Origin of the sequence: Desulfovibrio cuneatus DSM 11391 (assembly GCF_000430005.1) — a bacterium.
GTDB classification, from domain to species: domain Bacteria; phylum Desulfobacterota; class Desulfovibrionia; order Desulfovibrionales; family Desulfovibrionaceae; genus Frigididesulfovibrio; species Frigididesulfovibrio cuneatus.
The window spans coordinates 76,473-102,466 of record NZ_KE387017.1 but is presented as its reverse complement, the minus strand read 5'-3'; the positions used below and the strand labels follow the sequence as shown (position 1 = coordinate 102,466).

19 protein-coding genes are annotated in these 25,994 nt (G+C 53.1%); 5 read left to right on the top strand and 14 right to left on the bottom strand.

Translation table 11 applies throughout. The annotated features are described in order from the left end of the window. Positions 1 to 43: 43 nt before the first annotated feature. The 3 genes from cuyB to cuyA all read right to left on the bottom strand — a co-directional run bounded on the left by cuyB (position 44) and on the right by cuyA (position 3,421). On the bottom strand, positions 44 to 748 hold the full coding sequence (gene cuyB, locus G497_RS0113055) for a cysteate racemase (RefSeq protein ID WP_027188476.1): 705 nt from the start codon (positions 746 to 748) through the stop codon (positions 44 to 46). 96 nt (positions 749 to 844) lie between these two features. Further along, positions 845 to 2,119: a dicarboxylate/amino acid:cation symporter gene (locus G497_RS18250; RefSeq protein WP_034637982.1), complete on the bottom strand. Its 1,275-nt coding sequence runs from the start codon at positions 2,117 to 2,119 to the stop codon at positions 845 to 847. Between the two features lie 303 nt (positions 2,120 to 2,422). Then, entirely contained in the window at positions 2,423 to 3,421 is a 999-nt protein-coding gene (gene cuyA, locus G497_RS0113045) for a D-cysteate sulfo-lyase (RefSeq protein ID WP_027188475.1), read from the bottom strand. A gap of 182 nt (positions 3,422 to 3,603) precedes the next feature. Between cuyA and G497_RS0113040 the strand changes: the two genes are divergently transcribed. The 3 genes from G497_RS0113040 to G497_RS19375 all read left to right on the top strand — a co-directional run bounded on the left by G497_RS0113040 (position 3,604) and on the right by G497_RS19375 (position 9,288). Beyond that, a complete protein-coding gene (locus G497_RS0113040) occupies positions 3,604 to 3,945 on the top strand; it encodes an ArsR/SmtB family transcription factor (protein WP_027188474.1) in 342 nt (113 codons plus the stop codon). Positions 3,946 to 4,200: 255 nt separating this feature from the next. After that, the gene (locus tag G497_RS0113035; protein ID WP_027188473.1) at positions 4,201 to 8,286 is read left to right on the top strand and encodes an MFS transporter; all 4,086 of its coding nucleotides are present in this window, start codon (positions 4,201 to 4,203) and stop codon (positions 8,284 to 8,286) included. 273 nt (positions 8,287 to 8,559) lie between these two features. Next, entirely contained in the window at positions 8,560 to 9,288 is a 729-nt protein-coding gene (locus G497_RS19375) for a TrkA C-terminal domain-containing protein (protein WP_027188471.1), read from the top strand. A gap of 196 nt (positions 9,289 to 9,484) precedes the next feature. On the opposite strand, the gene G497_RS0113020 is transcribed toward G497_RS19375, so the two are convergent. From G497_RS0113020 to G497_RS0112980, 9 genes are all read right to left on the bottom strand, one after another. Then, positions 9,485 to 9,961, bottom strand: a complete 477-nt coding sequence (locus G497_RS0113020) for a threonine/serine exporter family protein (RefSeq protein ID WP_027188470.1) — start codon at positions 9,959 to 9,961, stop codon at positions 9,485 to 9,487. A 2-nt stretch (positions 9,962 to 9,963) separates the two neighbouring features. Then, positions 9,964 to 10,812, bottom strand: a complete 849-nt coding sequence (locus G497_RS0113015; protein ID WP_211228765.1) for a threonine/serine exporter family protein — start codon at positions 10,810 to 10,812, stop codon at positions 9,964 to 9,966. A gap of 182 nt (positions 10,813 to 10,994) precedes the next feature. Then, entirely contained in the window at positions 10,995 to 12,530 is a 1,536-nt protein-coding gene (locus tag G497_RS0113010) for an SLC13 family permease (RefSeq protein WP_027188468.1), read from the bottom strand. Positions 12,531 to 12,962: 432 nt separating this feature from the next. Continuing rightward, positions 12,963 to 14,285 (bottom strand): malic enzyme-like NAD(P)-binding protein, encoded by a 1,323-nt coding sequence (locus G497_RS0113005; RefSeq protein ID WP_027188467.1) that lies wholly within the window; start codon positions 14,283 to 14,285, stop codon positions 12,963 to 12,965. Positions 14,286 to 14,600: 315 nt separating this feature from the next. Next, entirely contained in the window at positions 14,601 to 15,143 is a 543-nt protein-coding gene (locus tag G497_RS0113000; RefSeq protein ID WP_027188466.1) for a Fe-S-containing hydro-lyase, read from the bottom strand. Then, entirely contained in the window at positions 15,143 to 15,982 is an 840-nt protein-coding gene (locus G497_RS0112995; protein WP_027188465.1) for a fumarate hydratase, read from the bottom strand. The genes G497_RS0113000 and G497_RS0112995 overlap by 1 nt, the downstream gene beginning before the upstream one ends. Next, positions 15,969 to 16,754: a fumarate reductase iron-sulfur subunit gene (locus tag G497_RS0112990; protein ID WP_027188464.1), complete on the bottom strand. Its 786-nt coding sequence runs from the start codon at positions 16,752 to 16,754 to the stop codon at positions 15,969 to 15,971. Before G497_RS0112990 ends, G497_RS0112995 begins: the two co-directional genes overlap by 14 nt. A gap of 12 nt (positions 16,755 to 16,766) precedes the next feature. Then, positions 16,767 to 18,641, bottom strand: a complete 1,875-nt coding sequence (locus G497_RS0112985; protein ID WP_027188463.1) for a fumarate reductase flavoprotein subunit — start codon at positions 18,639 to 18,641, stop codon at positions 16,767 to 16,769. 35 nt (positions 18,642 to 18,676) lie between these two features. Further along, positions 18,677 to 19,378 carry a succinate dehydrogenase/fumarate reductase transmembrane subunit gene (locus G497_RS0112980; protein ID WP_084516293.1) on the bottom strand — a complete coding sequence of 234 codons (702 nt, stop codon included), beginning with the start codon at positions 19,376 to 19,378 and terminating at the stop codon, positions 18,677 to 18,679. Positions 19,379 to 19,887: 509 nt separating this feature from the next. On the opposite strand from G497_RS0112980, the gene G497_RS0112975 reads away from it, so the two are divergent. Continuing rightward, positions 19,888 to 20,607 carry a type VI secretion system domain-containing protein gene (locus G497_RS0112975; RefSeq protein WP_156908121.1) on the top strand — a complete coding sequence of 240 codons (720 nt, stop codon included), beginning with the start codon at positions 19,888 to 19,890 and terminating at the stop codon, positions 20,605 to 20,607. Here G497_RS0112975 and G497_RS0112970 read toward each other — a convergent pair. Next, the gene (locus G497_RS0112970) at positions 20,591 to 22,093 is read right to left on the bottom strand and encodes an aldehyde dehydrogenase (protein WP_027188460.1); all 1,503 of its coding nucleotides are present in this window, start codon (positions 22,091 to 22,093) and stop codon (positions 20,591 to 20,593) included. The genes G497_RS0112975 and G497_RS0112970 overlap by 17 nt on opposite strands. A 402-nt stretch (positions 22,094 to 22,495) precedes the next feature. Beyond that, the gene (locus G497_RS0112965; protein WP_027188459.1) at positions 22,496 to 24,541 is read right to left on the bottom strand and encodes a sigma-54-dependent Fis family transcriptional regulator; all 2,046 of its coding nucleotides are present in this window, start codon (positions 24,539 to 24,541) and stop codon (positions 22,496 to 22,498) included. A 532-nt stretch (positions 24,542 to 25,073) separates the two neighbouring features. Here G497_RS0112965 and G497_RS0112955 point away from each other — a divergent pair. Beyond that, positions 25,074 to 25,961, top strand: coding sequence for a dihydrodipicolinate synthase family protein (locus G497_RS0112955; RefSeq protein WP_027188458.1), 888 nt, complete (start codon positions 25,074 to 25,076; stop codon positions 25,959 to 25,961). The last annotated feature ends 33 nt before the right edge of the window (positions 25,962 to 25,994 follow it).

Sequence of the window (25,994 nt, the reverse complement as noted above, 5' to 3'; positions counted from 1 at the left end):
AAATCGCAAATTCTATTTGGATATTTCAAAATAGAAGAAAACCCTACTGGCTCTTAGCCAAGCGTACAATTTCCTTGGCAAGCACTTCCGCCGCATCCAGGGTGTTTGCATCTTCCTGCGCCAAAATACCAAGTTCCGTGCAGGCCAGAATGCACACCTCGGCCCCCTGCCCCAGCATGTTCTGTTTAATGGCCAGCAGCTCTTCACGCAGGGCAGGGGTAACCTTGCCTGCCTTTACTTCCTTGATAATACGAAATAAATTTTGTTCGTCATCCCCAATGGCATACAAAACCGTTATCCCATAGGGGGCAAACCTGTGTTCATACAGCTTTGTTATGCGCACCATGGGGGTGGCCATTATCCCAGCGCAACGCAAGCCGGGCTTTTGCGCCCGTGCCTGCTGCACCGCCAAATCCACCATATCCAGCACAGGAATGCCCACTGCCTGCACCACGTCTGGCAGGTAATTGTGGGCTGTGTTGCAGGGAATGGCTAAAAAATCTGCCCCCCATGCTTCCAGCCTGCGCCCCATGGCAGCCATTGCAGCCCCGGGGTCTTCGCCGCTATTTTCCAGCAAGGCCTTCATTCTGGAAGGTATTTTGGGGTTGTTGTCCACAATGCAGCGAATGTGGTCAGCATCTCCCAAGGCCGGGGTATTGCGTATAATGCGCTGCATAAGGTCCACGGTTGCTTCCGGCCCCATGCCCCCGATAATGCCTGCAACTTTTTCCTGCTTCAATGTGTTCATGACCAGCCCTACTTTCCTCAACGTTGAAAAATAACTTCAGCCATGCACGCGTAGCACCTGCACGCTCGAAAAAGGGGGAAAATCCCCTTCTTGCGGCTACTTCTCTTCTTCTACCAGCAAAGAACCTGCGGGCATGTGGGCAATTTCCTGTGCCACGGTTTCTTTATCCACCATGGCGGAAACCAGCACGGCCCCTGTGGAGTCGCCCATAATATTAATAGTTGTACGGGCCATATCCAGCACCCGGTCAATGCCAGCCACAAGGGCAATGCCTTCAATGGGCAGGCCAATTTGGCTGAATACCATGGTCATAACAATAAGGGCGGAACCGGGAACCCCTACGGAACCGATGGAAGCAATAAGGGACATGACCACAATGGTTACCTGCTGGCCCATGCTGAGTGTAATGCCGTACACTTCTGCCACAAAGCAGGCAGCAATACCCAGGTACAGGGCGGCACCGTCCATGTTCACCGTGGTACCAAGGGGAATGACAAAACTGCACACTTCCTTGCTGGCCCCCATGCCCCTGGCTGCCCGCATGTTTGCAGGCAAGGCCGCCACACTAGAACACGTGGTAAAGGCCAGAAGGAACGGCTCCAGCATAAGGCGAAAATAGGCACGCAAACTAAGCTTTGTTACCCCTTTAATAAGGGGAACATACACCAGAAATATTTGCAAAATAGCGGCCACATACACCGTTACCACCAGCATGGCCAGGGGCAACAGCACCTTCAGGCCGAAGGATGCCACGGTAAAGGCAATAAGGGAAAATACACCAATGGGGGCCACCGCCATAACCATGGAAGTAATTTTGCCCATGGTGGTGTTCATTTGCTCAAAAAAATCAATGACAATTTGGGCTTTTTCGCCCATAGCGCTCAATGCAAAGCCCAAAACAATGGCAAAAAACAAAATTTGCAGCAAATTGCCGGAAGCCATGGCTTCCATGGGGTTAATGGGCACAATGTTCAGCAGCGTTTGCGACATGCTGGGGGGAATAACAGCTTTCATTTGCGCGATATCAGAAGGCAATGAAACCCCGGCACCCGGCGCAATAAAGTGCGCCACGGTAAGGCCAATAACCACCGCTACCACTGTGGTAAGCAAAAAATACACGATAGAAGTAACAGCAATGCGCCCCAGCTTGGAGGCATTGCCCATGCTTGCCGCCCCGGAAACGATAGAGCAAAATACAAGGGGCACAACCACCATACGAATAAGACGGATGAACAAATCTCCCAGGGGCTTGAACCATGCCGGGTCAAAGCTTGGGAAATATTTCACAAGCACGCCCGCAAAAATACCCAGGGCAAAGCCAATGCCCATAAGGGCTGGCAAACCAAGCCGTTGTTTTTCTGTTGTGGCCATACATTCTCCTGCATTACGAAGAGTTATTACACAAAACAATACTTGTACACGTTACACACCATGTCATTCCAGGCCCCGGCGCACACGCAACGCATGTTTCCGCCGGGGTCTGAAAGACAATTAACTGGAGACTGGATGCTCTTTTGGCAGGACGGACCAAACAAACACTTCTGTCCTGCCACGCTTCCTTAACGCCGAAGGCAATCGCAAGCGTAGCGAGCCGTGGAGCGACTAAGCGGGGAGTAGGCGGCTACCCGCCGAAGCATCTACCCCGCCGCAGGAGCGGAAAAAAGAGTGTTTTCGTTATTTGAAGGTATCGGTGTAGGCATACAACGCAGGCGAACCACCGGTGTGCAGGAACAACACGTTGCTGCCCTTGGGGAATGTGTCTTTGCGGATCAAGTCAATAAAGCCAGCCATGGCCTTGCCGGAGTACACGGGGTCCAGCAGAATGCTTTCTGTTCTGGCCAGAAGCTTCACAGCTTCCACCATGGAATCAGTAGGCAGGGAGTAGCCGGGGCCAACGTAGTCGCCGTTGCAATCTACAGCGCTGGCAGGAATTTCCTGCTTAATGCCGATGAGCTTGGCAGTTTCACACACCAGTTTGTGCACAATGGGTTCTTGCACTTCTTTGGTGCGGCTTACGTTGATACCTTTCACCGGAATGTTGGTATTGTTGGCATACATGCCGGTCACAATACCTGCGTGGGTGCCTGCACTGCCGCTGGGCACTACCATGGTGTGAATGTTCACGCCCATGAGGAACAACTGTTCCATGGTTTCCTGAGCGCAAGAAGCATAGCCAAGGGCACCAAGAGCGTTGGAAGCGCCGCCGGGAATAATGTAAGGCTTTTTGCCTTGTGCCTTCAAAGCTTCTGCCACTTTGCCCATTTCTTCCAGCATGGGGGAGCCGCCGGGCACAGCCTTCACGCTTTTTGCGCCAAGCAGGTTGAACAGGAAGTTGTTGCCGGAGCCATCAGCCTTATAGCTGCCCTTCACGCGTTCTTCCAGAACCAGGTGGCAATCCATTTTTTCTTTCACAGCCCAGGAAAGGGTCAGGCGGCAGTGGTTAGACTGCACAGCACCGCAAGTAATAATGGTGTCTGCGCCTTGGGCCAGGGCGTCGGCAATGCAAAAGTCAAGCTTTCTGGTTTTGTTGCCACCAGCGCAGCCTGGCAGCAGGTCGTCGCGCTTGATGTACACAGTTACTTTGTTGCCCAGTGCAGCCGAAAAGTTATCCAGTCTTTCAAGGGGGGTGGGTTCAGTTACGTAACCTCTGCGAGCAAATTGAGCCAAATTCATGTGCCACTCCTTTACAAGTGCAGTTTGAGTAAATGTCGACATTACGACAAAAATATATAATCGTGAAATTTATGTCAAGGGCAATTTGTGCTGGCTGCACAAGAAAACGACATCCAAATTACGTGTACGCGGCTATAGGAAAAAGCTTGACATAATAAAACTAAAAAACTAGTTATATAGTCATGAGAACACAATACCTTCATAGCTTACCCCCCCACTGGGAACCCATTGCCGCAACATTTGCCGCCATGGGCGACACCACCCGCCAGCGCATTCTTTTGTTATTCGAACCTGGCGAAGAACTTTCCATCAAAGCCATTACAGAAGCACTCCCTTTAGGGCGCAGTACCATTGTGCACCACCTTGCGGTACTGGAAAAAGCCGGAATCCTTTCCGTTCGGCGCAAGGGGCGTTTGGCGCTGTATGCTGTGCAGCATGGCGCTGTGCTGGCTGCCCTGGAAAAACTGCATACTTTTATCAACGAAGAATTGGGAATTTCCTCTGCACATCAAAGGAAACACTAAATTAAAAGGTATTTTAGAAACGCGCAGTTATTTCGTTTGGCAAGGTCGGGGACACAGGCTCTGTGCGTGAGCTTTTTTTGAAGCAGGAGTGACAATTCCGCAGGAAAGCGGAATTGGGAACTGCCCAAAGGGCGGGAGCCGAAGGCCGAGGCCCAGGACGGGCCGAGTCAACTCTTCCGTCCTCGACTGTTTCAAAAAAAGTGACGCAACGCCGCCAAACGGAATAAATCAGCGTTTCTCCAACCGGAGATATTCATGCACCACCAGCCAGTACCCGCCAACAGCAAACGCCTGCTCAACATGGGCACAAGTTATGCCATTGGCACCTTCAACGACAATTTTTTCAAGCAAGCGGCCCTGTTGCTGGCGGCTACAGCCCAATTGGAATGGCTGCAAGGGGTGGCCACAACCCTGTTTGCCGTGCCATTTATTTGTTGTTCAGCCTGGGCTGGCTGGGTAGCAGACCGCTACTCCAAGCGCACTACCATTATAGGGGCCAAATATATGGAACTGGTAGCCATGGCCCTGGGGCTTGTGGCCCTGTGCAGCACCAACGCAACGTTCCACTGGTATGGTATGGTCACGGTAGTTTTTCTTATGGGCTTGCAATCCACCTTTTTCAGCCCTGCCCTGAATGGAGCCATTCCGGAAAATTTTGAAACCCACCACGTACCCAGGGTGAATGCCCTGCTTAAGCTTGCCACCACAGTGACCATTTTGCTTGGCATTGCCGGGGCAGGATTGGTGCTTGACCTGCCCGCCCTGCCCTTTATGGCGGCCAAGTCTGCCCAAAACCCTGCCATGCCGGGGGGCCTGTACATTGGTCTCATTGCCTGCCTGTTTTCCGTTGTGGGCATTGGCACGGCCTATGGCATTGGCAAATCAGCCACTGGCCACACTCCCCAGGCCCACACCACCCCGTTTCCCTGGCTTGGGCCGGTAAGTTCTTTCCAGCAAACCAATGAACTGTTCCACAAAGACAAATTGCTGTTTCTGTCCATTATTGCAGAAGCCTTTTTCTACCTGTGTTCCACCTTTGTGGTGCTTTCCCTGAACAACCTTGGGGTTATCCAGTTGGGATACTCTTTTACCATTACCAGCCTGCTTTCTGTAGCCCTCATGGTTGGGGTATGCATTGGCTCACTGCTGGCAGCACGTATACCCGCGGAACACTGGGTCACCATTGCCCCTAAATCCTGTGCAGGCATGGGCGCTGGCCTGCTCTTGGGTGGGGCTGTTCCCCTGCTGCCCCAGGCTGGGCAATTGCCCCTGCTTCTGGGCAGTTTTCTGCTGGCGGGCTTAGCCGGGGGCATTTTTCTTATTCCCGTGGTCAGTACCATTCAACTGCGCCCTATAGCCGGGGAAAAAGGTAAAATACTGGGCATTTCCGGCTTCGCCAGCTTTACAGGCATTCTTGCTTCTGGCGTCATTTTTGGTTTGTGTGGCAAGGTTCTGCCTTCCCAGCTACTGCTGGCAGGTGCCGTTGCGGCCCTGTTTTTTGCCCTTTGGCTGCACAAAAAAGCAGCAAGCGCAACGCAGGCCCAGCCACAGGCTACCGCTGAAACCACAGGCCCCCTGCCGGACTATTCCCTGGCGTGTGCTGTGCGTTCCGTGCTGGGCACATGCCTGCAAGCACTGCTTTCCCTGCGCTATAAGGTTACGGTTTCCGGGCTGGAAACTATTGAAGGCAACGGCTCCATTTTATTCCTGCCCAACCACCCGGCCCTTATTGACCCAATTATAATATATGCCCTTACCGCAGGTAAAAGGCCACGCCCCTTGGCAGACGCACACCAGTTCGACTCCCCGGCAGGCCGCCTTGTTGCCCGCGCCCTGCACCCGGTGCTGTTGCCAGACGCCAAGCGCGACGGCAGGGGAGCCAAGGCAAAAATTCAGGCTGGCATAGACGCCATTATTGCAGGATTACGCCAGGGCGACAGCGTGCTGCTGTATCCTTCCGGGCAGTTGTACCGCAGTGCCAAGGAACACCTGGGAGGCAATTCCGGGGTGGCCAGCATCCTGAGTACCCTGCCGGAACAGCGGGTGGTGCTGGTGCGCACAACCGGACTGTGGGGCAGCAGTTTTGGCTATGCCGGGCCAGAGAATGCCGGGAAAGCCCCTGTATTTGGCAAGGCCCTGCTGCGCGGTGTCAAAACGGTGCTGGCCAACTTGCTGCTGTTCACCCCGCGCCGCCCGGTGCATGTGGAATTTTATGAACCGCAAGACGTACCCCGCACCGCAGACAAAGCAACCCTGAACCGCTACCTGGAAGCGTTTTACGAAAACGCCACCCGCCCGGCAGTAACCTACCCCCGCTTTTTCTGGCAGGGGCATACTCCCGTAGCCCTGCCTGAACCCGGCCTTGCAGGGGGCAACATGGATACTGCCACCATTCCCGCTGCCCTGCGTGAAAGCGTGTATGCCCTGCTCCGCCAGCAGGCCGGGCTGGAACCTGACCATGTGCTGGAAAACACCCAGCGCCTGGGGGCCGACCTTGGGCTGGACAGCCTTGCCTTGATGGAACTAGCCCTGGCCCTTGAAGTGCTGGAAGGCAAAACCATTACCTGGCTGGAAGGGCTTGTGACCGTGGGAGACTGCGTACAGGCCGCGCAATATGGCTTGCAGGAAGCCCAGGCAGAAGGCCCCTTGGCCCCTGCCCTGCAAAAAGCCTGGGATGCGTTTGTAGATGCCTCCCGCCCCCTGGCAGTACCAGAAGGGGCCAACACCATTGCCCATGCCTTCCTGCACAACGTACGCCGCACCCCCAAAGCCGCCCTGATGGCAGACCGCCAAACACTGCGCACCCACAGGCAGGTACTGATGGGGGCCATGGCCCTGGCAGAATCATTCCGGCGCATTCCGGGGCAACGGGTAGGGCTTATGCTGCCTGCCGTGCCCGCAGTGCTGCCTGTGTGGCTGGCCCTGCAACTGGCAGGCAAAACCCCTGTTATGCTCAACTGGACTGTGGGGCAAAGCAACCTGGCCCACTGTTGCCAGGTGGCAGGCATTGAACACGCCATTAGCGCCACCCAGTTCACGGCCCGGCTGCTCAGCCAGGGCCTTGCCCTGGAGAGCCTGCCTGTGCAATGGGTGCTGCTGGAAGACGTGGCCCGCTCCCTTGGCTGGAAAGACAAACTCCGTGCAGCCGTTAAGGCCTACACCACCAAAACTCTGCCCCAAGGCACCATTCCAGACATTGCGGCAGTGCTGTTCACTTCTGGTTCCGAATCGCTCCCCAAGGCTGTGCCCTTAAGCCACACCAACCTGCTCACCAATGCCCGCGACCTTATTGGCGTGCTCAAAGTAAAGGCAGACGACAGCGTACTGGCCATGCTGCCCCCCTTCCACTCCTTTGGCCTTATGGTGAACATTGTGCTGCCCCTGGCCCTTGGCCTGCGCGCGGCCTTTTACCCCAACCCCACGGAAGCTGGCCCTTTGCTGGGCATACTGCGCGATTTTAGCCTTTCCCTGGTGGCTTCACCCCCCACGTTCCTTAGCGCCATACTGGACATGGCAGACAAAACCCAACAGGCACAACTGGCGGAAACTGCCGGGCCTGCCAGCCCACTTCAAAGCCCCAGTAAACCTGCCCCCCATGTTCTGAACAAGCTACGCTACGCCTTTGTGGGGGCGGAAAAATGCCCGGAACGTGTGTACGCAGCTTTTGCCCGGCTGTGCCCGCAGGCATCATTATGTGAAGGCTATGGCATTACCGAATGTTCCCCGGTGGTTTCCGTAAACGTGCCAGGACACGTTGTGCCCGGCAGCATTGGCCTGCTGCTACCTTCCGTGCAGGCAGCCCTGGTGCAGGAAGACAACGGGCACATTACCGGCCCGGTGCAACCGGGGGCAACTGGCATGCTGCTGGTGCGCGGGCCAAGCATTTTTGGCGGCTACCTGGGCACTGCACCCAACCCCTTTGTGGAATATGAAGGACAAAGCTGGTACCGCACAGGCGATTTAGTGAGCATGGACGAGCATAACATCCTCTTTTTCCGTGGCAGGCTGAAGCGCTTTGTGAAAGTGGGCGGGGAAATGATTTCCCTGCCGCAGATGGAAACGGTGCTGCTGGAAGCTTTTTCCCACCGGGAAGATGCCCCGCAGGAAGGCCCGGCCCTGGCGGTGGAAGCCGGGGCAGAGGACTTGGGCGGCGAAATTGTGCTATTCACCCCCATGCCCATTACCACGCAGGAAGCCAACGCGGCGTTGCGCCGCAGCGGCCTTTCCGGGCTGTATGCCGTAAAACGGGTAGTGCAGGTTGCCAGCATCCCCTTACTGGGCACCGGGAAAACAAACTACAGGGAATTGAAGGCGCTGCTGGAAGGGCCAACAACTTCCTGAAACAAGACCCCAAAACATACACCACAAGGGCCTGCCCCCATGCATAGCGCAAGGGCAGGCCCTTGTGCTTTCAGGGGAGAACTGTAACGAATACACATGCCCAGCCTGCTGGGGGCAATAAATAAGGCTTGGCAAGAAGCATGGAAAGCGTGTACACCTTGTATGGAAAAATACATAACAAACCATGTTCCAAGGATACACTGGCTAGAAACAGGCTCCCCCCTGTAACCCAACTCGCGCAGTTATGCGCTACAACAAAGATAGTAACGCACCATGATTGATTCCATTATCCTGCTTATTGCCTTCAGTATAATTTACATTATCATCACGGAAATTTTTACTGTTCTTTTTCGGCTTACAGGCCTGCCTGAAGATAAAGCCCGCTTCCAGGTCATTTCGCTACTAACATTATGCGGCTTTACCACTTCCCAAAGCGAACCCATTACCATGTCCCAAAAAAGAAGGCGCCTTGCTGCCATTGCCATGCTGTTTGGCTATATTTTTTCCCTTATTGTGGTTTCCACCATCGTCAATATTTTTCTGGATATGTCTGCTTCCGACATGAACACGTTTGTAGGGTTAAGCGCCACCCTGACCATTGCCTTTTTTGTTGTATTCGGGCTGGTCAAGTTCAAAAAAGCCAACAAAATGCTTGATAATTTCATTGAAAAGCTCTACCGCAAGCTGCGCAAACGGCAAATTAACCCCATTACCATTATGGACACCCTTGGCTCCAACATCATTGCCAACATTCACCTCTCATATCCACCTGAAACTATTGTTAATATCCCGTTAAAGCAGTGCGCCCTGCGCAAAAACTTTGGTATTCAGATTTTGCTTATTGAACGTAATGATGAAGTGCTGGAACATATTGACGGCGATACGTGCCTGTGCATTAATGACAACATTATTGTGCTGGGCAAAGAAAAATCTATTTTGCAGTTACTTGACCAGCAATCCCACCCCCACCTGCACCCCACTGGCAAAAATAGTAACGATTAAGTTGATGGCATTATGCCATTGAGATTACCGCAGTTTACTTGAGAACATTCTGCCTTGGCAGACAAAGCGCGGTATTCTCCAGCAGGCCATGGCATCCCATAACAAAAACGGCAAGGTACGCCCTGTACCTTGCCGTTTTCAGCACCCCGCACACAGCAGGAGTACACGGTGCCTGCATGCAGTTGGCAGCCCCTGCTTACACCACAGGCTGCCTGCGATAGAACAACATACCCGGCAACACCAGCCCCAACACCAGCACCCCGATAATGCCCACGGCATCCAAAAAGGCAGTAAGCCAGCGTTCCAGCAGCACATAGGTTACCCCTTGCTGGTACATGGAAAGCATAGCCACGGTGGCCTTGTGGGCAAGCACCCCGGGAATCATGGGAATAAGTGCCGCAACGGTAAACACCTTGGGGTGGGCATGGAACTTGCGCGCCAAATAAATGCCGGAAAACCCGATACACAGGGAAGCCGCAAGACTTGCCGGAATAATATGAACCCCCAAGTGCAACAAAAGAAAGCGCAAGCCATGCCCGCCCCCGCCAAGCAATGCGCAATACTTCAAAGCTCGCTGCGGCACGTTGAAAAGAAGGGCAAACCCCACGGAAGGAATACTGGCCACAACAATATCGAGCAACAATGAAGGCAGCCAAACAAGAAAAGATTCCATACTCATGCCTGATACCCCACAATGCTGAGGGCCCCAATAACCCCAAGGCAGGAAAAAATGGTCAATAGTGTTGCTATGGCCCAGCGGGCAATGGCTGTATTGGTATACCCTTTCAACACATCAGAAATGGCATTGACCATAGGAAAGCCCGGCACCAGAAACAGCACACAGGCGGCCAGGGCAATATTGGGGGTGGTGCTCCACCCCTGCTTACAGGCATAGGCAGCCACGAGGGTTGCTACAAAAGCAGCCACACCAAAGGATATGAGCGGGTTAAAGTGCTTGGCCGCAAACTGAATACGCACATACATGGCAATGCCTGAAGCCATGGCAGCAATGCCCAGGGCGGGGGCATCCCCCCCGGCAAGAAAGGCAAAGGCAGCGCAAGAAGCAGCCACCATGCCCACCACCACAGGGCGTGGGTAGCGCAAGGGAGCAAGGTTTGCAAATCGCTCCTGCACCTGGCTCACCTCCAGCTCACCATGTTCCGCCATAATGACCGTTTTTTGCACTTCTGCCACCACATGCATGTTAATGCCCCTGTCTGTGCTGCGCCGGGTGGTGGTAATGCACACGCCATTGCTCAGGGTGGTAACCACAATAAAGGTTGTGCTAATGGCCACTTCCACACTTTGCATGCCAAAGGCCATGCCCATGCGTGTGGTCAACTGGTCCACAAGGGCCGTTTCCGCCCCGTGTTGCAGGCACAGTTGCCCGCAATAGGCACAAAGCCGTGTTATGTCGCGTTGCGCGCCGGAACAGGGTGCTGGCTCTTCCATGTCAAGGGGCACCTTGTTGCCAACCACGCCCTGTGCCTGCGCCATTGCGCAAGCAACCTGCTTATTTTTCATCTTGCCCGTTCCTATAAAGATGTTCAGTTTGCCACATTCTTTCACTAGTGCACCAGCAAAACGTTCCTTCAAGCCCAAATAACCTAGGGAAAAATTATCCCATACGCGCCGAGTTTTTTCAAACAATGAATGCATCAAAAAAAAGGGACGCCTTCGCGTCCCTTTTTCATACCATATACATGCTACTTTGGTTGTGCAACTATTTTTGCCCACTCAGGCACCATGTTAAGGTTTTCACCCCAGAACAGCGGTATCAAAAGATACAGGGTTACAGGGATAATAACAAAACAGAACAGGTTTATCCACAAACCGGCCATTGCCATGTTCTTGATAGTGAAACAACCACTACCATAAGCGACAGCGTTGGGGGGTGTTGCCACAGGCAGCATGAAGGCATAGGAAGCGGCAAACGCTGCGGCCACCATGGGGCCAATGGGGTTAATGCCAATGGCAATGGCCACTGTGCCCATTATGGGAACAAGCAAGGTTGCGGTGGCAGTGTTGGACGTTACTTCCGTCAGCGAAATGGTGAAAATAACAATGATTGTTATGAGCAGGTAGGAATGCATGCCTTGCAGGTGCACCAATTGCTGGGCAATGTAATGGGTAAGTTCTGTTTGCTGGAAGCCGTTGGCAAGGGCAAGGCCCCCACCAAAAAGCAGTACAACGTCCCACGGAATCTTCACCGCCGTTTTCCAGTCCAGCAAAAATTCACCTTTACTCAGGCTAATGGGAGTCGCAAAAAGAATAACGGCACCACCAATGGCAATGGTAGAGTCATTTATCATTTTCAAAGCAGGAACATGCTTGAACACAAACCCGCTGATAATCCACAAGGTTGCCATACAGCTGGCGATAATCAGAATGGTCAGCTCTGGCCGGGTAATGTTACCAAGCTTGGCTATTTCATCGTCAATAACTTCACCGGCATTTCCGCGCACAAAAGGCTTGGTGGGGAACAAAAACTTGATCAAAATAAACCAGGTAACGAAAAGGGTTACAACAGCCAGGGGCAGGCCCACCTGCATCCACTGGAAAAAGGAGATTTCATAGTTATACATTTTTTTCACTATGCCCACCAAAATGGCGTTGGGGGGGGTGCCTATGATGGTGGCCAAACCGCCAATAGACGCCGCATAGGCAATGCCAAGCATTAAGGCCCGGCCAAAGTTCATGTCTGTATTTTTTCCGTCGGTATTGTTCTTCAAGTCGGAAGCACTCAGGCCTGTTACCTCAGAAACAACAGCCAGACCAATGGGAACCATCATCATGGCAGTGGCGCTGTTACTCACCCACATGGACAAGAACGCGGTAGCCACCATAAACCCAAGAACGAGCTTTGCGGGGCTGGAGCCCACAAGCTTGATGGTGTTCAGGGCAACACGGCGGTGCAAGTTCCACCGTTCCATGGTCACGGCAAGGAAAAAGCCACCAATAAACAGATAGATAACATCGTCAGCATAGGGCGCTGCCGTGAGCTTAGCAGGCATAACCCCAAGGGCGGGGAACAGGAACAGGGGCAGCAAGCTGGTGGCAGGAATGGGAATGGCTTCTGTAATCCACCACGTGGCCATGAGGGCAGTGATGGCAGCAACGCGCCATGCAGCCAGCTTCATACCTTCTGGTGCAGGAAGCAGAAGAAGAAGGATAAAGAGAAATAAGCCCAAGAAAAAGCCGATATGGCGTCCAGACATCTTGGTAATTTGTCCAATCTCCATAAGTGCTCCTTAGAAGTTTAATGTGGCTGACTGCGGATACAGGAAGTACAGCGCAGCAACCAGCAATGTTTTACGCGTAAACCACTGACGAATACCATTGCAGCAGCGGTTCCGTAAAATAACAGGACACCATGACAATAACCCTGCGGCGGACCAGTAACAAACCCAAAAGACTACACCCGAAAATAGCTAGTTTGTATTATATGAGTACAAGATAGAACTATATCTAGGTAGTGAATTAGAGTAACACCCAAAGCACTACACTGTAAATACACAATGCAATGGGGTGCCTTGGGGCTCCAAAAAAACCGGGTCAGAGAGGTTCCGGCGACAAGGGTGTGGCCAGCAAGATAAAAGCATGTATTTGGTTTATTACGGATGCCCGCGTCCTATGCGTAAAGGCATCCGTAATAAACCGCAATTCGAGCAGCGTTACTTGTTGTAGTAACTGTCGGTGAACGTTTTTATGCGAGCGTGTGCTGCATCCACACGTTTTTTAAGAGCGGTTTTGTAGGCTGCCATATCTGCAATGGGTGCTTTGGCAACGCCTGTATCCATAGCGGCCTGGGCAACAGCCGGGGTTTCCCACAGCAGAATGCGCGGGTCTAGCGGCTTGGGAATAACGTAGTCCAGCCCAAAGCTGAACTTTTGCCCGCCATACAGGGCGCTCACTTCTTCCGGCACTGGTTCTTTTGCCAAATCAGCCAGGGCTTTTGCTGCGGCAACTTTCATGGCTTCATTAATTTCCTTTGCCTGCACGTCTAGTGCACCGCGAAAAATAAAGGGAAAGCCGGAAACGTTATTCACCTGGTTGGGGTAGTCTGTTCTACCTGTGCCCATAATGCAGTCGGGGCGGGCTTCCTTGGCATCAAGGTAGCTAATTTCAGGGTCCGGGTTGGCGCAGGCAAAAATAACAGGCGACTTTTTGCTCATGCTTTTGACCATGTCTTTGGAAAGCAGGTTCTTGGAAGAAAGCCCCAGGAACATGTCTGCATCTTTCATGGCGTCTGCCAAGGTACCCTTACTGTTGGGCTGGGCAAATGCCTGTTTGTATTTGTTCAGGTCTGTACGGCCTTTGTGCAAAAGCCCTTTGGAGTCGAACATAAACAGGTTAGCAGGGTCTACCCCAAGGGCCACATAAAACTTGGCGCAAGCAATGCCAGCCGCCCCGGCCCCCACAACCACCACCTTGCAGTCGGCAATTTTCTTCCCGGTAATTTCAGCCGCGTTAATAAGCCCTGCACCAGAAATAACGGCTGTGCCGTGCTGGTCGTCGTGAAACACGGGAATGTTCATTTCGGCTTTCAGGCGCTCTTCAATGTAAAAGCACTCCGGTGCCTTGATGTCTTCAAGGTTAATGCCACCAAAAGTGGGCTCCATGGCCTTGACCACTTCAATAATTTTATCCGGGTCGCTCAGGTTCAGTTCAAGGTCAAACACATCAATGTCGGCAAACAGCTTAAAAAGCACACCCTTGCCTTCCATAACCGGCTTGCCTGCCAGGGGACCAATGTTGCCAAGCCCAAGCACTGCTGTACCGTTGGAAACAACTGCCACCAAGTTAGCCTTGCCAGTGTAAAGGTTTGCCAGGGCCGGGTCAGCGTGAATGGCCATGCATGCTTCTGCCACGCCGGGGGAGTAAGCCATAGAAAGATCTTTCTGATTTTCGCACCGCTTGGTGGGTACGACTTCAACTTTACCGTGGCGGGGAAATTCGTGGTAATCCAACGCATCTTGCTTCGTGAACAGTGCCATGTCGGTTTCCTTTGGTTGAAGGTTATCTCGGGGAAACGCAAATTTTTTGTTTTTCATTAGGGGACGCTGTCCCCCATACCCCCTGCAAGGGACGTGACGCCCCTTGACCCCCATTTGCGTTCAGTTTTCGCTTTGCGAAAAACTGAACGCTGATGCGGGTTCCAAGGGCATTCGCTTAAGCGGTATCTGGGAAACGCTCAGTTATTTCGTTTGGCAAGGCACGAGCTTTTTTTGAAGCAGGAGTGGACTCTTCCGTCCTCGACTGTTTCAAAAAAAGCGAAGTAACGACGCCAAACGGAATAAATCAGCGTTTCCTCAATCTATGTTAGGTTTGGCGTACAGCTCCGCCCCGTGGGAGTCGTTAATTACCAGCAGGGGCAGCTCTTTTACCGTGAGCTTGCGAATGGCTTCCGGCCCCAGTTCCTCGTAGGCAATAACTTCTGCGGCAGTAATGCACTTGGAAAGCAGCGCCCCTGCGCCCCCGGTAGCCCCAAAATACACACAGGTGTTGCGTTGCAAAGCATCGCGCACAGCCTGGCTACGCTTGCCTTTGCCAATGCTGGCTTTCAAACCAAGGTCATGCAGGCGCGGGGTGTAGCTGTCCATACGCCCGCTGGTGGTGGGGCCTGCCGAACCAATAACAAACCCAGGGGGGGCAGGGGTTGGCCCAACATAATAAATGGCAGCCCCTTGCAATTCAAAGGGCAATTGCTCCCCTTTATCCAGCGTTTCTATGATGCGTTTATGGGCAGAATCGCGGGCGGTGTACACAGTGCCGGAAAGCAGCACCACATCGCCTGCATGGAGCGTGGCAAGGTCAGCGTCTTGCAGGGGGGTGGAAAGTTTGTAGGTAGCCATTATAAAATTACCTCCCGGATTCGTGAAGAATGGCACTGCACATTCACTGCCACGGGCAAACTGGCAATATGGCAGGGGGCCATCTCAATTTTTACATCCAGGCTGGAGGTGGTGCCCCCAAGGCCCATGGGACCAACGCCCAGGGCATTGATTTCACCCAGCAATTCCATTTCCATGGCTGCAATTTCCGTATCCGGGTTACGCACGCCCACCGGGCGGAACAGCGCCTTTTTAGCAAGGGTTGGGGCAAGGTCGAAGGTGCCGCCAACGCCCACACCCACAATGGTGGGGGGGCAGGGGTTTGGCCCGGCTTCTGCCATGCGGCGCACTACAAATTCTTTAATGCCTGCCCAGCCCATGGCAGGGGTAAGCATGGTGCAGCGCGACATGTTTTCGCTGCCGCCCCCTTTGGCCATAAACTTGATTGTAATTTTATCACCCGGCACCAGCTCGGTGTGGATAATAGCCGGGCGGTTATCCCCGGTATTTTTCCGGGTAAGGGGGTGGCACATGGATTTACGCAAAAAGCCTTTGTCGTAGCCTTCCACCATGGCTTTGTTCAGTGTTTCATTAAGGGTACCGCCCTCAATGCGCACATCTTCGCCATGTTCCACAAAAAAGATAGCCGCCCCGGTGTCCTGGCACAGGGCCAAACCAGACTCTGCCGCATAATCGGCATTTTCCAGAAGCTGGCGCAGAATTTCCTTGCCAGCGGCAGAAGTTTCTTCCGTCATGCGGGTTTGCAGAGCCTGGTACACATCCTTGGGCAAATAACGGGAAGCCTCAAGAATCATATCCCTTACCGCTACATGCACATCTTGTGCGCTAACTTTTCGCATGGCAACCACACCCCTTGTTCATTTTTTTCAGGATGGAGGCAGGCACAATGCCTTTAACCGAATTGAGTGCCAGCATGCGGCGCATAATGCCAAGCTGGTCTTGCAATGGCAGTTTTTTGGGGCACACATCTTCACACGCCAGCAGGCCCATACACCCAAACACGCCGTTGTCGTCGCCTATCAGGTCGTAAAAGTCCTGCGGGGTGCGTTCGTCACGCGGGTCAATGTGAAAACGGGCCATGCGGTTAATGGACGTTGCACCAATAAAATCTTCACGCATGCGGGCTGTACCACAGGCGGAAACGCAACAGCCACATTCAATGCAGCGGTCCAGTTCGAATATTTCAGTGGCCAGGGCATTTTCCATACGCTCTTCTTCGGCCTGAGGGTCGAAGGGCTTACTGCTATGAATCCAGGATTCTATTTTTGTGCCCACGTTGCGGAACCACACGCCCGTATCCACGGAAAGGTCGCCCACCAGTTTGAATACAGGCAGCGGGTGCAGAATGATACGTTCGGGCAAATCGCACGTTTGGGTGTTGCAGGCAAGGCCGGGGCGCCCGTTAATAACCATACCGCACGAACCGCAAATGCCCGCCCGGCAGCAGAAGTCAAATTGCAGGCTGGGGTCCTGTTCTTCACGAATCAGGTTCAGGGCAATGAACAGGGTCATGCTGTCATACTCATTCACATGGAATGACTGCATGTGCGGCACGGAATTGGGGTCAGTTGGGTTATAGCGGAAAATTTCAAATTGGAGTTTACGATTCATTGAGGGCTCCCTTTACTCGAGATTTGTCGGCTTTTTCTCACGCACCATGCCTTCCGGCACTTCAACGGGAATAATTTTACCGCCGCCGTAGCCACGGTCGCCCGGAGGAATTTCAAACCAGGGCGAGGCAGCCTCATACTTCAGTTCCGGCAGGGTTGCCCCTTCTTTCCAGTACGCCAGGGTGCGGTTCAGCCAGTCACGGTCGTTGCGTTCCGGGAAGTCTTCACGGGTGTGTGCCCCGCGGCTTTCAGTGCGCATAAGCGCACCATAGGCCGTGCAAATAGCCAGTTTGACCATGCCCGGAATGCGGAGCGCCATGGAAAGTTCCGGCTTAAACCCGCCACCAGCACTGGCAGAACCGTGCAGGCCGATTTTGCCCGCGCGCTCCAGCAGCACTTGCAGCTTGTCCACAGCGGTTTGCAGGTCTGGCCCGTTGCGGAAAATGCCCACGTATTCCATCATGATATTTTGCATTTCATTGCGCAGTATGTAGCAATTTTCGCCGCTTTTACCGCGTGCCGTAATGGCGTCAATGCGCCCTTGCACCAGGGAAGCAGCTTCGCGCATGGCTCCTGTATTGAACTCCGCAGTGTGACCGCGCAAAAATTCCACAATGCGCTTACCCACATACCGCCCTGCCACCACGGTTTCCGCCAGGGAGTTGCCGCCAAGGCGGTTAAAGCCGTGCATATCCCAGCAGGCCGCTTCGCCAGCGCTGAACAAGCCGGAAAGGCCATAAGCTGCGCCGTCGCGGTTGGTTCGCACCCCGCCCATGGAATAGTGCTGGGTAGGCCGCACAGGAATAAGCTGGTGAATGGGGTTCACCCCCAAAAAGCTGGTACAAATGTCATACACTTCGCGCAGGTTGGTGGTAATGTGCTGCTCGCCAAGGTGGCGAATATCCAGCCATAAATGGTCACCGTAAGGCGATTTTACCCCAAGCCCCTTGCGCATGTGCTCTGTCATGCGGCGGGAAACCACGTCGCGGGAGGCCAGTTCTGCTTTTTCCGGCTCGTAATCCGGCATGAAGCGGTATTCATTCACGTCCAGCAAGGTGCCACCATCGCCCCGGCACCCTTCGGTTACCAGAATGTCGGTGGGCACGGTGCCTGTGGGGTGAAACTGCACAGCTTCCATATTACCAAGGGGCACAACGCCTGTTTCCAGGGCGGCAATTTGCCCGCCGCCATCGCAAATAACGGCGTTGGTGGTGGCCCGGTAAATACGGCCGTAGCCGCCTGTGGCAATAAGGGTGGCCTGGGCAAAATAGGCAATAAGCTCACCTGTGCGCAAGCAACGGGCAATGCAGCCCATGCATTTTTCCCCGTCGTGAATCAGGGCTTCGGCCTGGGTGCGGTCGTGAATTTCCACCCCCAACTGGAGCAGCTTGTTGTCCAGGGTATACAGCACGGCGTGGCCTGTGCCGTCTGAGGTATAGCAGGTGCGCCATTTGGCAGTGCCACCAAAGGCACGGGAATGGATAAGGCCATGGTTTGCGGCTTTTTCTTCTGCCTCAAAGGGTTTACCACCCTTGAAGTAGGTATGCTTGCCAGCCACAACGCGGCTCCAGGGCACGCCCCAGTTAGCCATTTCGCGCATAACAATGGGGGCAGTATCGGCAAAGATGCGGGCCACTTCCTGGTCTGCGCCCCAATCCGAACCTTTTATGGTGTCAGCAAAGTGCACGTCCGGGCAGTCGCCTTCGCCCATAATGGAGTTACCCAGGGCGGCCTGCATGCCCCCCATGGCAGCCGAAGAATGTGAACGGCGCGGCGGAACCAGAGAAAGGCAAATTGTGTTAAAACCAGCCTGGGCAGCTTCCACGGCAACCCGCTCCCCGGCTAACCCGGCACCGATACAAAGGACATCCGTATAAATTATCTTCATGTATTCGCTCCTGTGGGAATTCGGATCAGGCTACCCTAGCTGATGGTAAGGTAAGAGAAACGCAACAACGTGAGCAGGCCAATAACAATGAAGGTTCCTGCCATGTAGTATTCCACACGCTGAAATTTGCTGCGGGCCCCACTGCTTATGTACCCATATTTCACGCCAAGGCGATAAAAGCCAATGCTCACATGCAATTCAGCCATGGGTAACAGCACCAGGTAAAAGAGAAGCCAGCCGTTTTGCACCCGTTCCGCGCTTTTTGCCGCGGTAATGGGCAACGTGCTGAGCACGGCATGTACATGAATGCTGGCCATAACCAGAATGACAATGGCAGTCACAACCTGCACCAACCACAGCCAGGTGTCTTTGTGATGCAGCCGCTTGGCATGCTTCCAGAAGGTGCACAGCTCTCCCGTGCGGAAAGGCATTTTGCGGGCTGCAATAATAAAGTGAAAAACCATCAGCAACAGAATAACAGGCCCACCTATCTGAGCCATAAAAGTAACCTCAAAAAACCAGCCAATGCCGTTCATTAAGGCAGGGCTGACAATAACACTGGAAACAAGCAACAGGTGTGCCCACAGAAAAAGAATTAGCAGCACCCCGGAAAGGGCCTGCAAAACGTCCAGACGTCCCGCCAGCTTACCAGGCGAAGCCACATAGCTTCCCTGGGAACCGGCCAGTCCCGGACTTCCCTGATTAGCTCTGGCATTGAAAGACAAAGAGTCACTCATGTAAAGCTCCTTGGGCAAAGGTTTGTAGGCAGAAATCGCAGAAAGCCGCAAAGCGTATTGAAAGAAATGGGATATATGCACTCCACAAGGGCAATACACTTACTGCACAGCTATTATCTTATAGTAAGGAATAGCTTAGAGAGAGTAGCCTTATGGACATATGAAAAGAAAGGGAAAAAAGTAACAAGAGGCAAGCGGGCATTGGAAATAATCCTGAATAACACCCATGTGTTATGTTACAATATTTCAACACGGTTGTATAGAATATTTTACCAGTCATAAAATTATTCCCCTTTAATACCACAATTGAAATAACACTTGGGGGAATTGTATGCGCACCTATAGTCAAAACTAGCTATATTACGTTGACAATCATAAGCAATGCAGAACGCTACAAGGAAAAACACCCTTAAAAGCCCATTTATCCTTTGGGACGACCTCCCCATGCGCCAACTCCATCAAGCAACGTATGCTATTACTACAAAATCCTTCTCAGATTGGCAGGTGATGTGCATACGCCTTTCTTGCGACAAATGGAAACGAGCCACATTTCTACTCTCCTTTTCCTGCACCGGGCAGCGGCGTGGGGCACGGTGAACCAGTTGCCCCAAACAACCGCCACAGGCAACACCCAGGTGCGGGCCATTCCGCGTGAACGCACCCTGGCCTATGAGCAAGTTGTGGAAAACCGCCAGTATGCCGCTGTGCTGCCGCAGCTTGAGCGCTCCGCTGGCAAGGCTCCCTTCTGGCTGGACGGGCACTTTATGGTGGCCCGCTGCCTGGATGGCATTGGGGCCAAAACAGCCCACAGTGTGGAGTGCATTGGCCTTGTGGCCCTTGTGAGCCAGTTCCCCGACGTGGTGCACCTGAAATTTTACGACGGCACCCCCTTTGCCAGTGAGGCCACCCAAACCTGGATTGCCCACCTGCTCCAGCGGCAAAACGGGGAAGGGGCCATGGGGTGCTTCTGGGGAACTACCCTGGAGACGATGCGGCAGAAGAAACGGATGCCCAAATTTTTTGGCTGGTGTAGGGGGGAAAGTAAATCTTTCAAGATAATACACAGAAAGAAATGTGAAGCACTGCCCAGCACAACCAAAAATTGCTGGGCAGTGTTGTTTTCTCAACATGATTCGGTACCTGTTTACAAAGCAACCGAATTTGATTTGGAACTAACAAAGAGGATACGCAAACAACGTTGCAGAACTCTTGTTACTTATTCAAATTAATGAAAATAGTTTTGGTTTCCAGATACTGGTCGTGGGATTCACGCCCTTTATCTTTCCCGCCAAAGCCAGAAAGCTTGTAGCCACCAAAGGGTGTGGTGTTGTCACCTTCGCTGAAGTTGTTTACGGAAACGGTGCCAGCCTTCATTTCACGGGCAAACAGGTGGCCGTTGGTAATGTCATCAGTGAACAGGGTAGCTTGCAAGCCGTACACGGTATTGTTGGCAATGCGCAGGGCTTCCTCATTGGAGTTCACCCCCAGCAAGGTTGTGACCGGGCCAAATATTTCTTCGTTGGCAATGGTGTGCGTGGGCAGCACACCATCAAAAATGGTGGGGGGAATGAACAACCCACTGCCAATGCCTAGTGGCGCGCCGCCCACCACAGCGGTGGCACCTTCTGCTTTGCCTTTTTCAATGTAGCCCATAACCGTAGTAAAATGGCTTTTGCTAACCATGCTGCCCAGGGCATTTGCAGGGTCCAGGGGGTTACCAATTTTCCAGCCTTGCAGATGTTTTTTCATGGCTTCCAGGAACTCTGCCTTGCGGTTGTTGGGCAGAATAATGCGGGAGTTGCCTGTGCAGTTTTCCCCCATGTTCCAAAAGGCCGCCTGCACGGCGTGCTGGGCTGCCACGGTGTAGTCTTTTACATCGTCCAGCACCACAAACGGGCTTTTGCCACCAAGTTCCAGTACAATACGTTTCAGGTTACTTTCGCTGGAATAGCGCAGGAACAGCCTGCCCACCTCGGTAGAGCCGGTAAAGGAAATAACGTCTACGTCCGGGTGCAGGCCAAGGGCTTCACCCACCAGGGCACCGGGGCCAGGTACAATGTTCAGTACACCTTCAGGAATGCCCGCTGCGGCTGCAAATTCAGCCAGTTTCAGGGTAGTAAGGGGGGTTACGCTGGCGGGCTTCAAGATAATACTATTCCCTTCGGCAAGGGCAGGGCCAAGCTTCCACCCTACCATCATCAGCGGGAAGTTCCAGGGCAGCACGCAGGCCACAACCCCAATGGGTTCTTTCACAATAAGGCCAAGCGCCCCACTGCCGGAAGGGGAAATGCCACCATACTGCTTGTCTGCAATTTCCGCATGCCAAATAAGGCACTCAATGGTTTCCGGCAGGTCAGTCATTAGGCATTCGCGAATGGGCTTGCCGCTATCAACAGATTCCAGCACAGCCAGTTCCACTGCGTTCTTTTCCAGCAGTTCTGCAAAGCGCAGGCAAATCTTTTTGCGTTCCGTGGGGTGCATTTTTGCCCACACCCCACGTTCAAAACTTTTACGGGCTGCGGCAACAGCGCGGTTTACATCTTCAACCCCGCAAGAAGCCACTTCAGCTATTTTTTCCCCTGTGGCGGGGTTAATGGTGTCCATTGTTTTGCCAGAAGCAGCAGGCACAAACTTGCCACCAATAAAAGCCTGTGTGGGAAATGAAAGGGAACGGGCCATGGCCTCGTATTGGGCTGTTGTCAAAAAGTCAGACATAAATTCCTCCTGTATCAATATGCAGTATGTTGCACGGCAGGCAAAAATCTTCCGTGGGTATGGAAAACCTCTTGCAATTCCCGTGCGAAGCTGAAACAGGCTTAATTCATTGAGTCTTTTATTTGTTGCACCTGCTGAATGTAGCAAGCCGCTACACATATTGCGTAGCGGCTGTAGCAAAATACGACATACACCCTATATGCCTTTTAACAGCACAGAGCTTTGAAGCAAGGTCATTTATCCCGCTAGAGCATTTTACCTTTGAACAGTTGTATTCATTTTCCGTAATACACATGGGCAACTCAACATAACCCAAGGTGATAAGAGAATAAAACGACACGCTTCGCGAGTGTCCGCTGCGCGTCCACAGAGCATTTCAAAGTTGAAATGCTCTCGCAACACTTACCCTTCCAGCCCGTACTTTTTCAATTTTCTGTAAAGTGTGGTGCGGGCAATGCCCAGGTGTTCCGCCGCCATGCTAATGTTGTTATTGCACATAGCCATGGCTTCCTGCACAACTCGCCTGTAGGCATCGTCCACCCCGGTAGCGACACCACCAAAAGCCGTTGCCCTACGCCCCCCCCCTGCTGTACCGCCTATTCCCCCAGTGCTTGTTGGACTGGCGCACGGTATGGCTGTGGCGGCCCCAACAATGTGCGGCGGCAAGTGGGCCAAGGTGATGGCAGCCCCCCCTGCCATAAGCAGGGCACGTTCACACACGTTGTCCAGTTCCCGCACGTTGCCCGGCCATGAATAGCGGTACAGGGCATCCAGGGCATCTGCCCCCACATGGGGGAAGGGTACGCTGGTTTCCAAGCTTTGCCGCCGAAAAAACTGGTGGGCCAAAAGTCCAATATCTTCGTTGCGTTCCCGCAGGGGGGGAATGGTAATTTCCACCACGTTCAGGCGAAAATACAGGTCTTCCCGGAAGGTGCCCTGGTGCACGGCTTCGCGCAAATCCTGGTTGGTGGCAGCAATAACCCGCGCATCAATGGGGGTTGGCTTTGTGTCGCCAAGGCGAACAATTTCCATTTGCTGCAACACCCGCAACAGCTTGGCCTGCATTTCCAGGGGCAGGCTGTTTACTTCATCCAGAAACAGGGTGCCCCCTGTTGCCAGTTCCATTTTCCCCACCATGCCATTACGCCGCGCCCCGGTAAAAGCACCGCCCACATACCCAAATAGTTCCGACTCAATAAGGTCGCGCGGAATAGCAGCGCAGGAAATAGCGACAAATGGCCCATTGTGGTGTTTGCTACAGTTGTGAATAGACTGAGCAAACAGCTCTTTACCGGTGCCACTTTCTCCATACAACAACACACGGTGGGCACTGGCAGCTGCCCGGCGGGCAAGCTCTATTTGCCCTTTCAGTAACGGGCTTTCTCCTTTGATGTCGTCAAAGCAATACTTGGCGTAATTGCCCCCCACATGCTTGGCAATATCAATAACCTGGCTTTTGGTGCTTATGGAAAGGGTCATGCCGCAGGTGGTGCCATTATCCAGGCGAATGGGCTCAAACCGACACATGCGGTTTGTAGGGCCTTTGGCGGAAAGCACTTCAAGCTCCAGGGTTTCCCGCTGGCCCCGGCCCACAAGTTGTAAAATACGCGGCATTTCCGGCCTGCTGAACAAACCTTCCAGGTGTGCCCCCACCACGTTTTGGGCAATTTGCGAAAACAGGGCCACCGCCTTTTGGTTGGCATGAGTCACCACCCCCGCAGGGTTAATGGCTACCACGGCTTCCGGCAGGGAATTATGCACAGATTCCAACATGGCGTTCAGGTGCCGTTGCGACTCCATAAGAGCATGTTCCCGCAGGCGAATGCTTATGCAGTCTGCACAGGACTGGGCCAGGGTAAGGGTGTGCATGTCAGGCCGGGAAATGTGGCTGGAAATGGTCAGGGAACCAATGGGCTTCTCCCCGGCATCAAAAATGGGGGCAGCGGTGCAGCGCCATTCATGAAAAAAACGGTTGTAATGCTCAAAACCAGTTACCTGCACGGGGCGGCGTTCTGAAATACTCAGGGAAAGAGCGGAAGCACCTACAGTTTTCAAGCTGCGTTCTGCCCCAGGAATATTATACTGCGCCCTGGCCTGCTCCATAAGGGTATCGTCGCCAACCACAGCCAGCAAATGGCCGGAAGCCACCGCCAAGGTTGCAATGTAGCCTGTTTCACGTATGGAAACTTCCAGCATGCGCAGCATGGGTTCCGCACTTTGCAACAATGCCTTGTTTGCCTCGCACAATTCTTCCAGCTCTTTTTGCCCTAGCACAGGGGGTACTTGCGCCCGCAATGGGTCTACCCCATATTTTCGGCTTTTTTCCCATCCTGTCAGAATATGAGGAGCAACAGGGGCACCAAGCAGGGGTTCGCCACTCACAAAAGTATGCCACGCAGCGCGAATGGCTTCTTGAGGGGCTGAAACGGCAAAAATCGATTGTGCCATGAAAAACTCCTAAATTGCTGGCAAGGCGAAGCCTGCCTGGACAGTACCAATTCATGCTGAAAAGAGAGGAAGTGGCATTCTGCACCATTGTAGAAAAATGCTGCATTACCCACCAATAGTTGCCTATGTGGAGCGCTTCGTTGCACATCACGCACCAAGGCGTAACAAAAAAGACATATCTTGCTGCAACACGCAGCCAGTTCCTTTTACAATGCCCTTGCTGCGTAGTTCTTCGCTTTGCAAGACAGCATCTGTTGCCATTCGCTACACATGCAGCACATTATGCAGACCATTGCAGCGAAACGCAACACAAATATACACGGCGCAATAAAAAAATACGATGCGCAAAAAAATAATATTCATTAGTTACAGCAAATTATTGCATTACCGCATTTTTGGCCCCAGAGTTGCATTCAAACTTGCAAGCAATAATGTATATGCTTTACACAACATGCAATGAAACGCTGCGGCACAGGGCCCCAATCTTGTTCACCGGGGCATTCTACAACACAACCACAAGGTGAGAACAGGTATGAAAAAAATGCATGGCATCATCGCGGTAACCGTTACCCCCTTCCTTGCTGATGGCGGAATTGATTATACAACAGCGGCAAAGCATTTGAACTGGCTCATTGGTTCCGGCGTACACGGCCTTTTGCCCCTGGGTGCTACCGGGGAATTTGCTGCCCTTTCCCTGGAAGAACGCAAGGCATATGCTGAATTCTGCATGAAGGAAGTAAAAGGGCGCGTGCCAGTAATGATAGGTGCTGTTTCCCAAAACATGGAAACTACCCTGGAAGTGTGCCGCCACGCAGCCTCCATTAATGCTGACGCGGTTATGGTTCTGCCAGCCCCAGGCATGCACCTGAGCCAAGACGAAATTTATGCCTACTACAAGCATGTTTCCGAAAATGTCACTCTGCCAGTAATGGTATACAACAACCCCGGCAGCGCAGGGGTGGACATTGCCCCGGAAACAATGGAGCGAATTGCTACACTGCCACACATGGAATACCTGAAGGAATCCACCGGGGACATTACACGCCTTACCCTTATGGTGGACACCCTGGAAAAGGAACTTGTCATTCTGTGTGGGAGTGAAAACCTGGCCTATGAAAGCTTCGTTATGGGCGCCAAAGGCTGGATTTGCGTACTGGCTAACGTGGCCCCTGCCCAGGCTGTGGAACTGTTCGATCTTATCACCAAAAAAGGCGACCTTGTCGGGGCACGCACCCTGTACCGCAAGCTGCTTCCCCTGCTGCAACTTACGGAAAGCACGGGCGAACTGTGGCAAATAACCAAGTATGTACTGCAAAAGCAGGGAATGGGTAACGGGGTGTTGCGCGCCCCACGCCTGCCTATTTCCGCCGCCACCAAAGCCGCAGTGGATGCCGTGTTGCAAACCACCACCTTTAAATAACCCCGTCTTCCTGCTGGCTGCCACCCCTTGGGT

Coding starts and splice junctions, on each gene's coding strand:
- cuyB (WP_027188476.1), bottom strand. CDS start 748: ATGAACACATTGAAGCAGGAAAAAGTTGCAGGCATTATCGGGGGCATG.
- G497_RS18250 (WP_034637982.1), bottom strand. CDS start 2,119: ATGGCCACAACAGAAAAACAACGGCTTGGTTTGCCAGCCCTTATGGGC.
- cuyA (WP_027188475.1), bottom strand. CDS start 3,421: ATGAATTTGGCTCAATTTGCTCGCAGAGGTTACGTAACTGAACCCACC.
- G497_RS0113040 (WP_027188474.1), top strand. CDS start 3,604: ATGAGAACACAATACCTTCATAGCTTACCCCCCCACTGGGAACCCATT.
- G497_RS0113035 (WP_027188473.1), top strand. CDS start 4,201: ATGCACCACCAGCCAGTACCCGCCAACAGCAAACGCCTGCTCAACATG.
- G497_RS19375 (WP_027188471.1), top strand. CDS start 8,560: ATGATTGATTCCATTATCCTGCTTATTGCCTTCAGTATAATTTACATT.
- G497_RS0113020 (WP_027188470.1), bottom strand. CDS start 9,961: ATGGAATCTTTTCTTGTTTGGCTGCCTTCATTGTTGCTCGATATTGTT.
- G497_RS0113015 (WP_211228765.1), bottom strand. CDS start 10,812: ATGAAAAATAAGCAGGTTGCTTGCGCAATGGCGCAGGCACAGGGCGTG.
- G497_RS0113010 (WP_027188468.1), bottom strand. CDS start 12,530: ATGGAGATTGGACAAATTACCAAGATGTCTGGACGCCATATCGGCTTT.
- G497_RS0113005 (WP_027188467.1), bottom strand. CDS start 14,285: ATGGCACTGTTCACGAAGCAAGATGCGTTGGATTACCACGAATTTCCC.
- G497_RS0113000 (WP_027188466.1), bottom strand. CDS start 15,143: ATGGCTACCTACAAACTTTCCACCCCCCTGCAAGACGCTGACCTTGCC.
- G497_RS0112995 (WP_027188465.1), bottom strand. CDS start 15,982: ATGCGAAAAGTTAGCGCACAAGATGTGCATGTAGCGGTAAGGGATATG.
- G497_RS0112990 (WP_027188464.1), bottom strand. CDS start 16,754: ATGAATCGTAAACTCCAATTTGAAATTTTCCGCTATAACCCAACTGAC.
- G497_RS0112985 (WP_027188463.1), bottom strand. CDS start 18,641: ATGAAGATAATTTATACGGATGTCCTTTGTATCGGTGCCGGGTTAGCC.
- G497_RS0112980 (WP_084516293.1), bottom strand. CDS start 19,378: ATGAGTGACTCTTTGTCTTTCAATGCCAGAGCTAATCAGGGAAGTCCG.
- G497_RS0112970 (WP_027188460.1), bottom strand. CDS start 22,093: ATGTCTGACTTTTTGACAACAGCCCAATACGAGGCCATGGCCCGTTCC.
- G497_RS0112965 (WP_027188459.1), bottom strand. CDS start 24,541: ATGGCACAATCGATTTTTGCCGTTTCAGCCCCTCAAGAAGCCATTCGC.
- G497_RS0112955 (WP_027188458.1), top strand. CDS start 25,074: ATGAAAAAAATGCATGGCATCATCGCGGTAACCGTTACCCCCTTCCTT.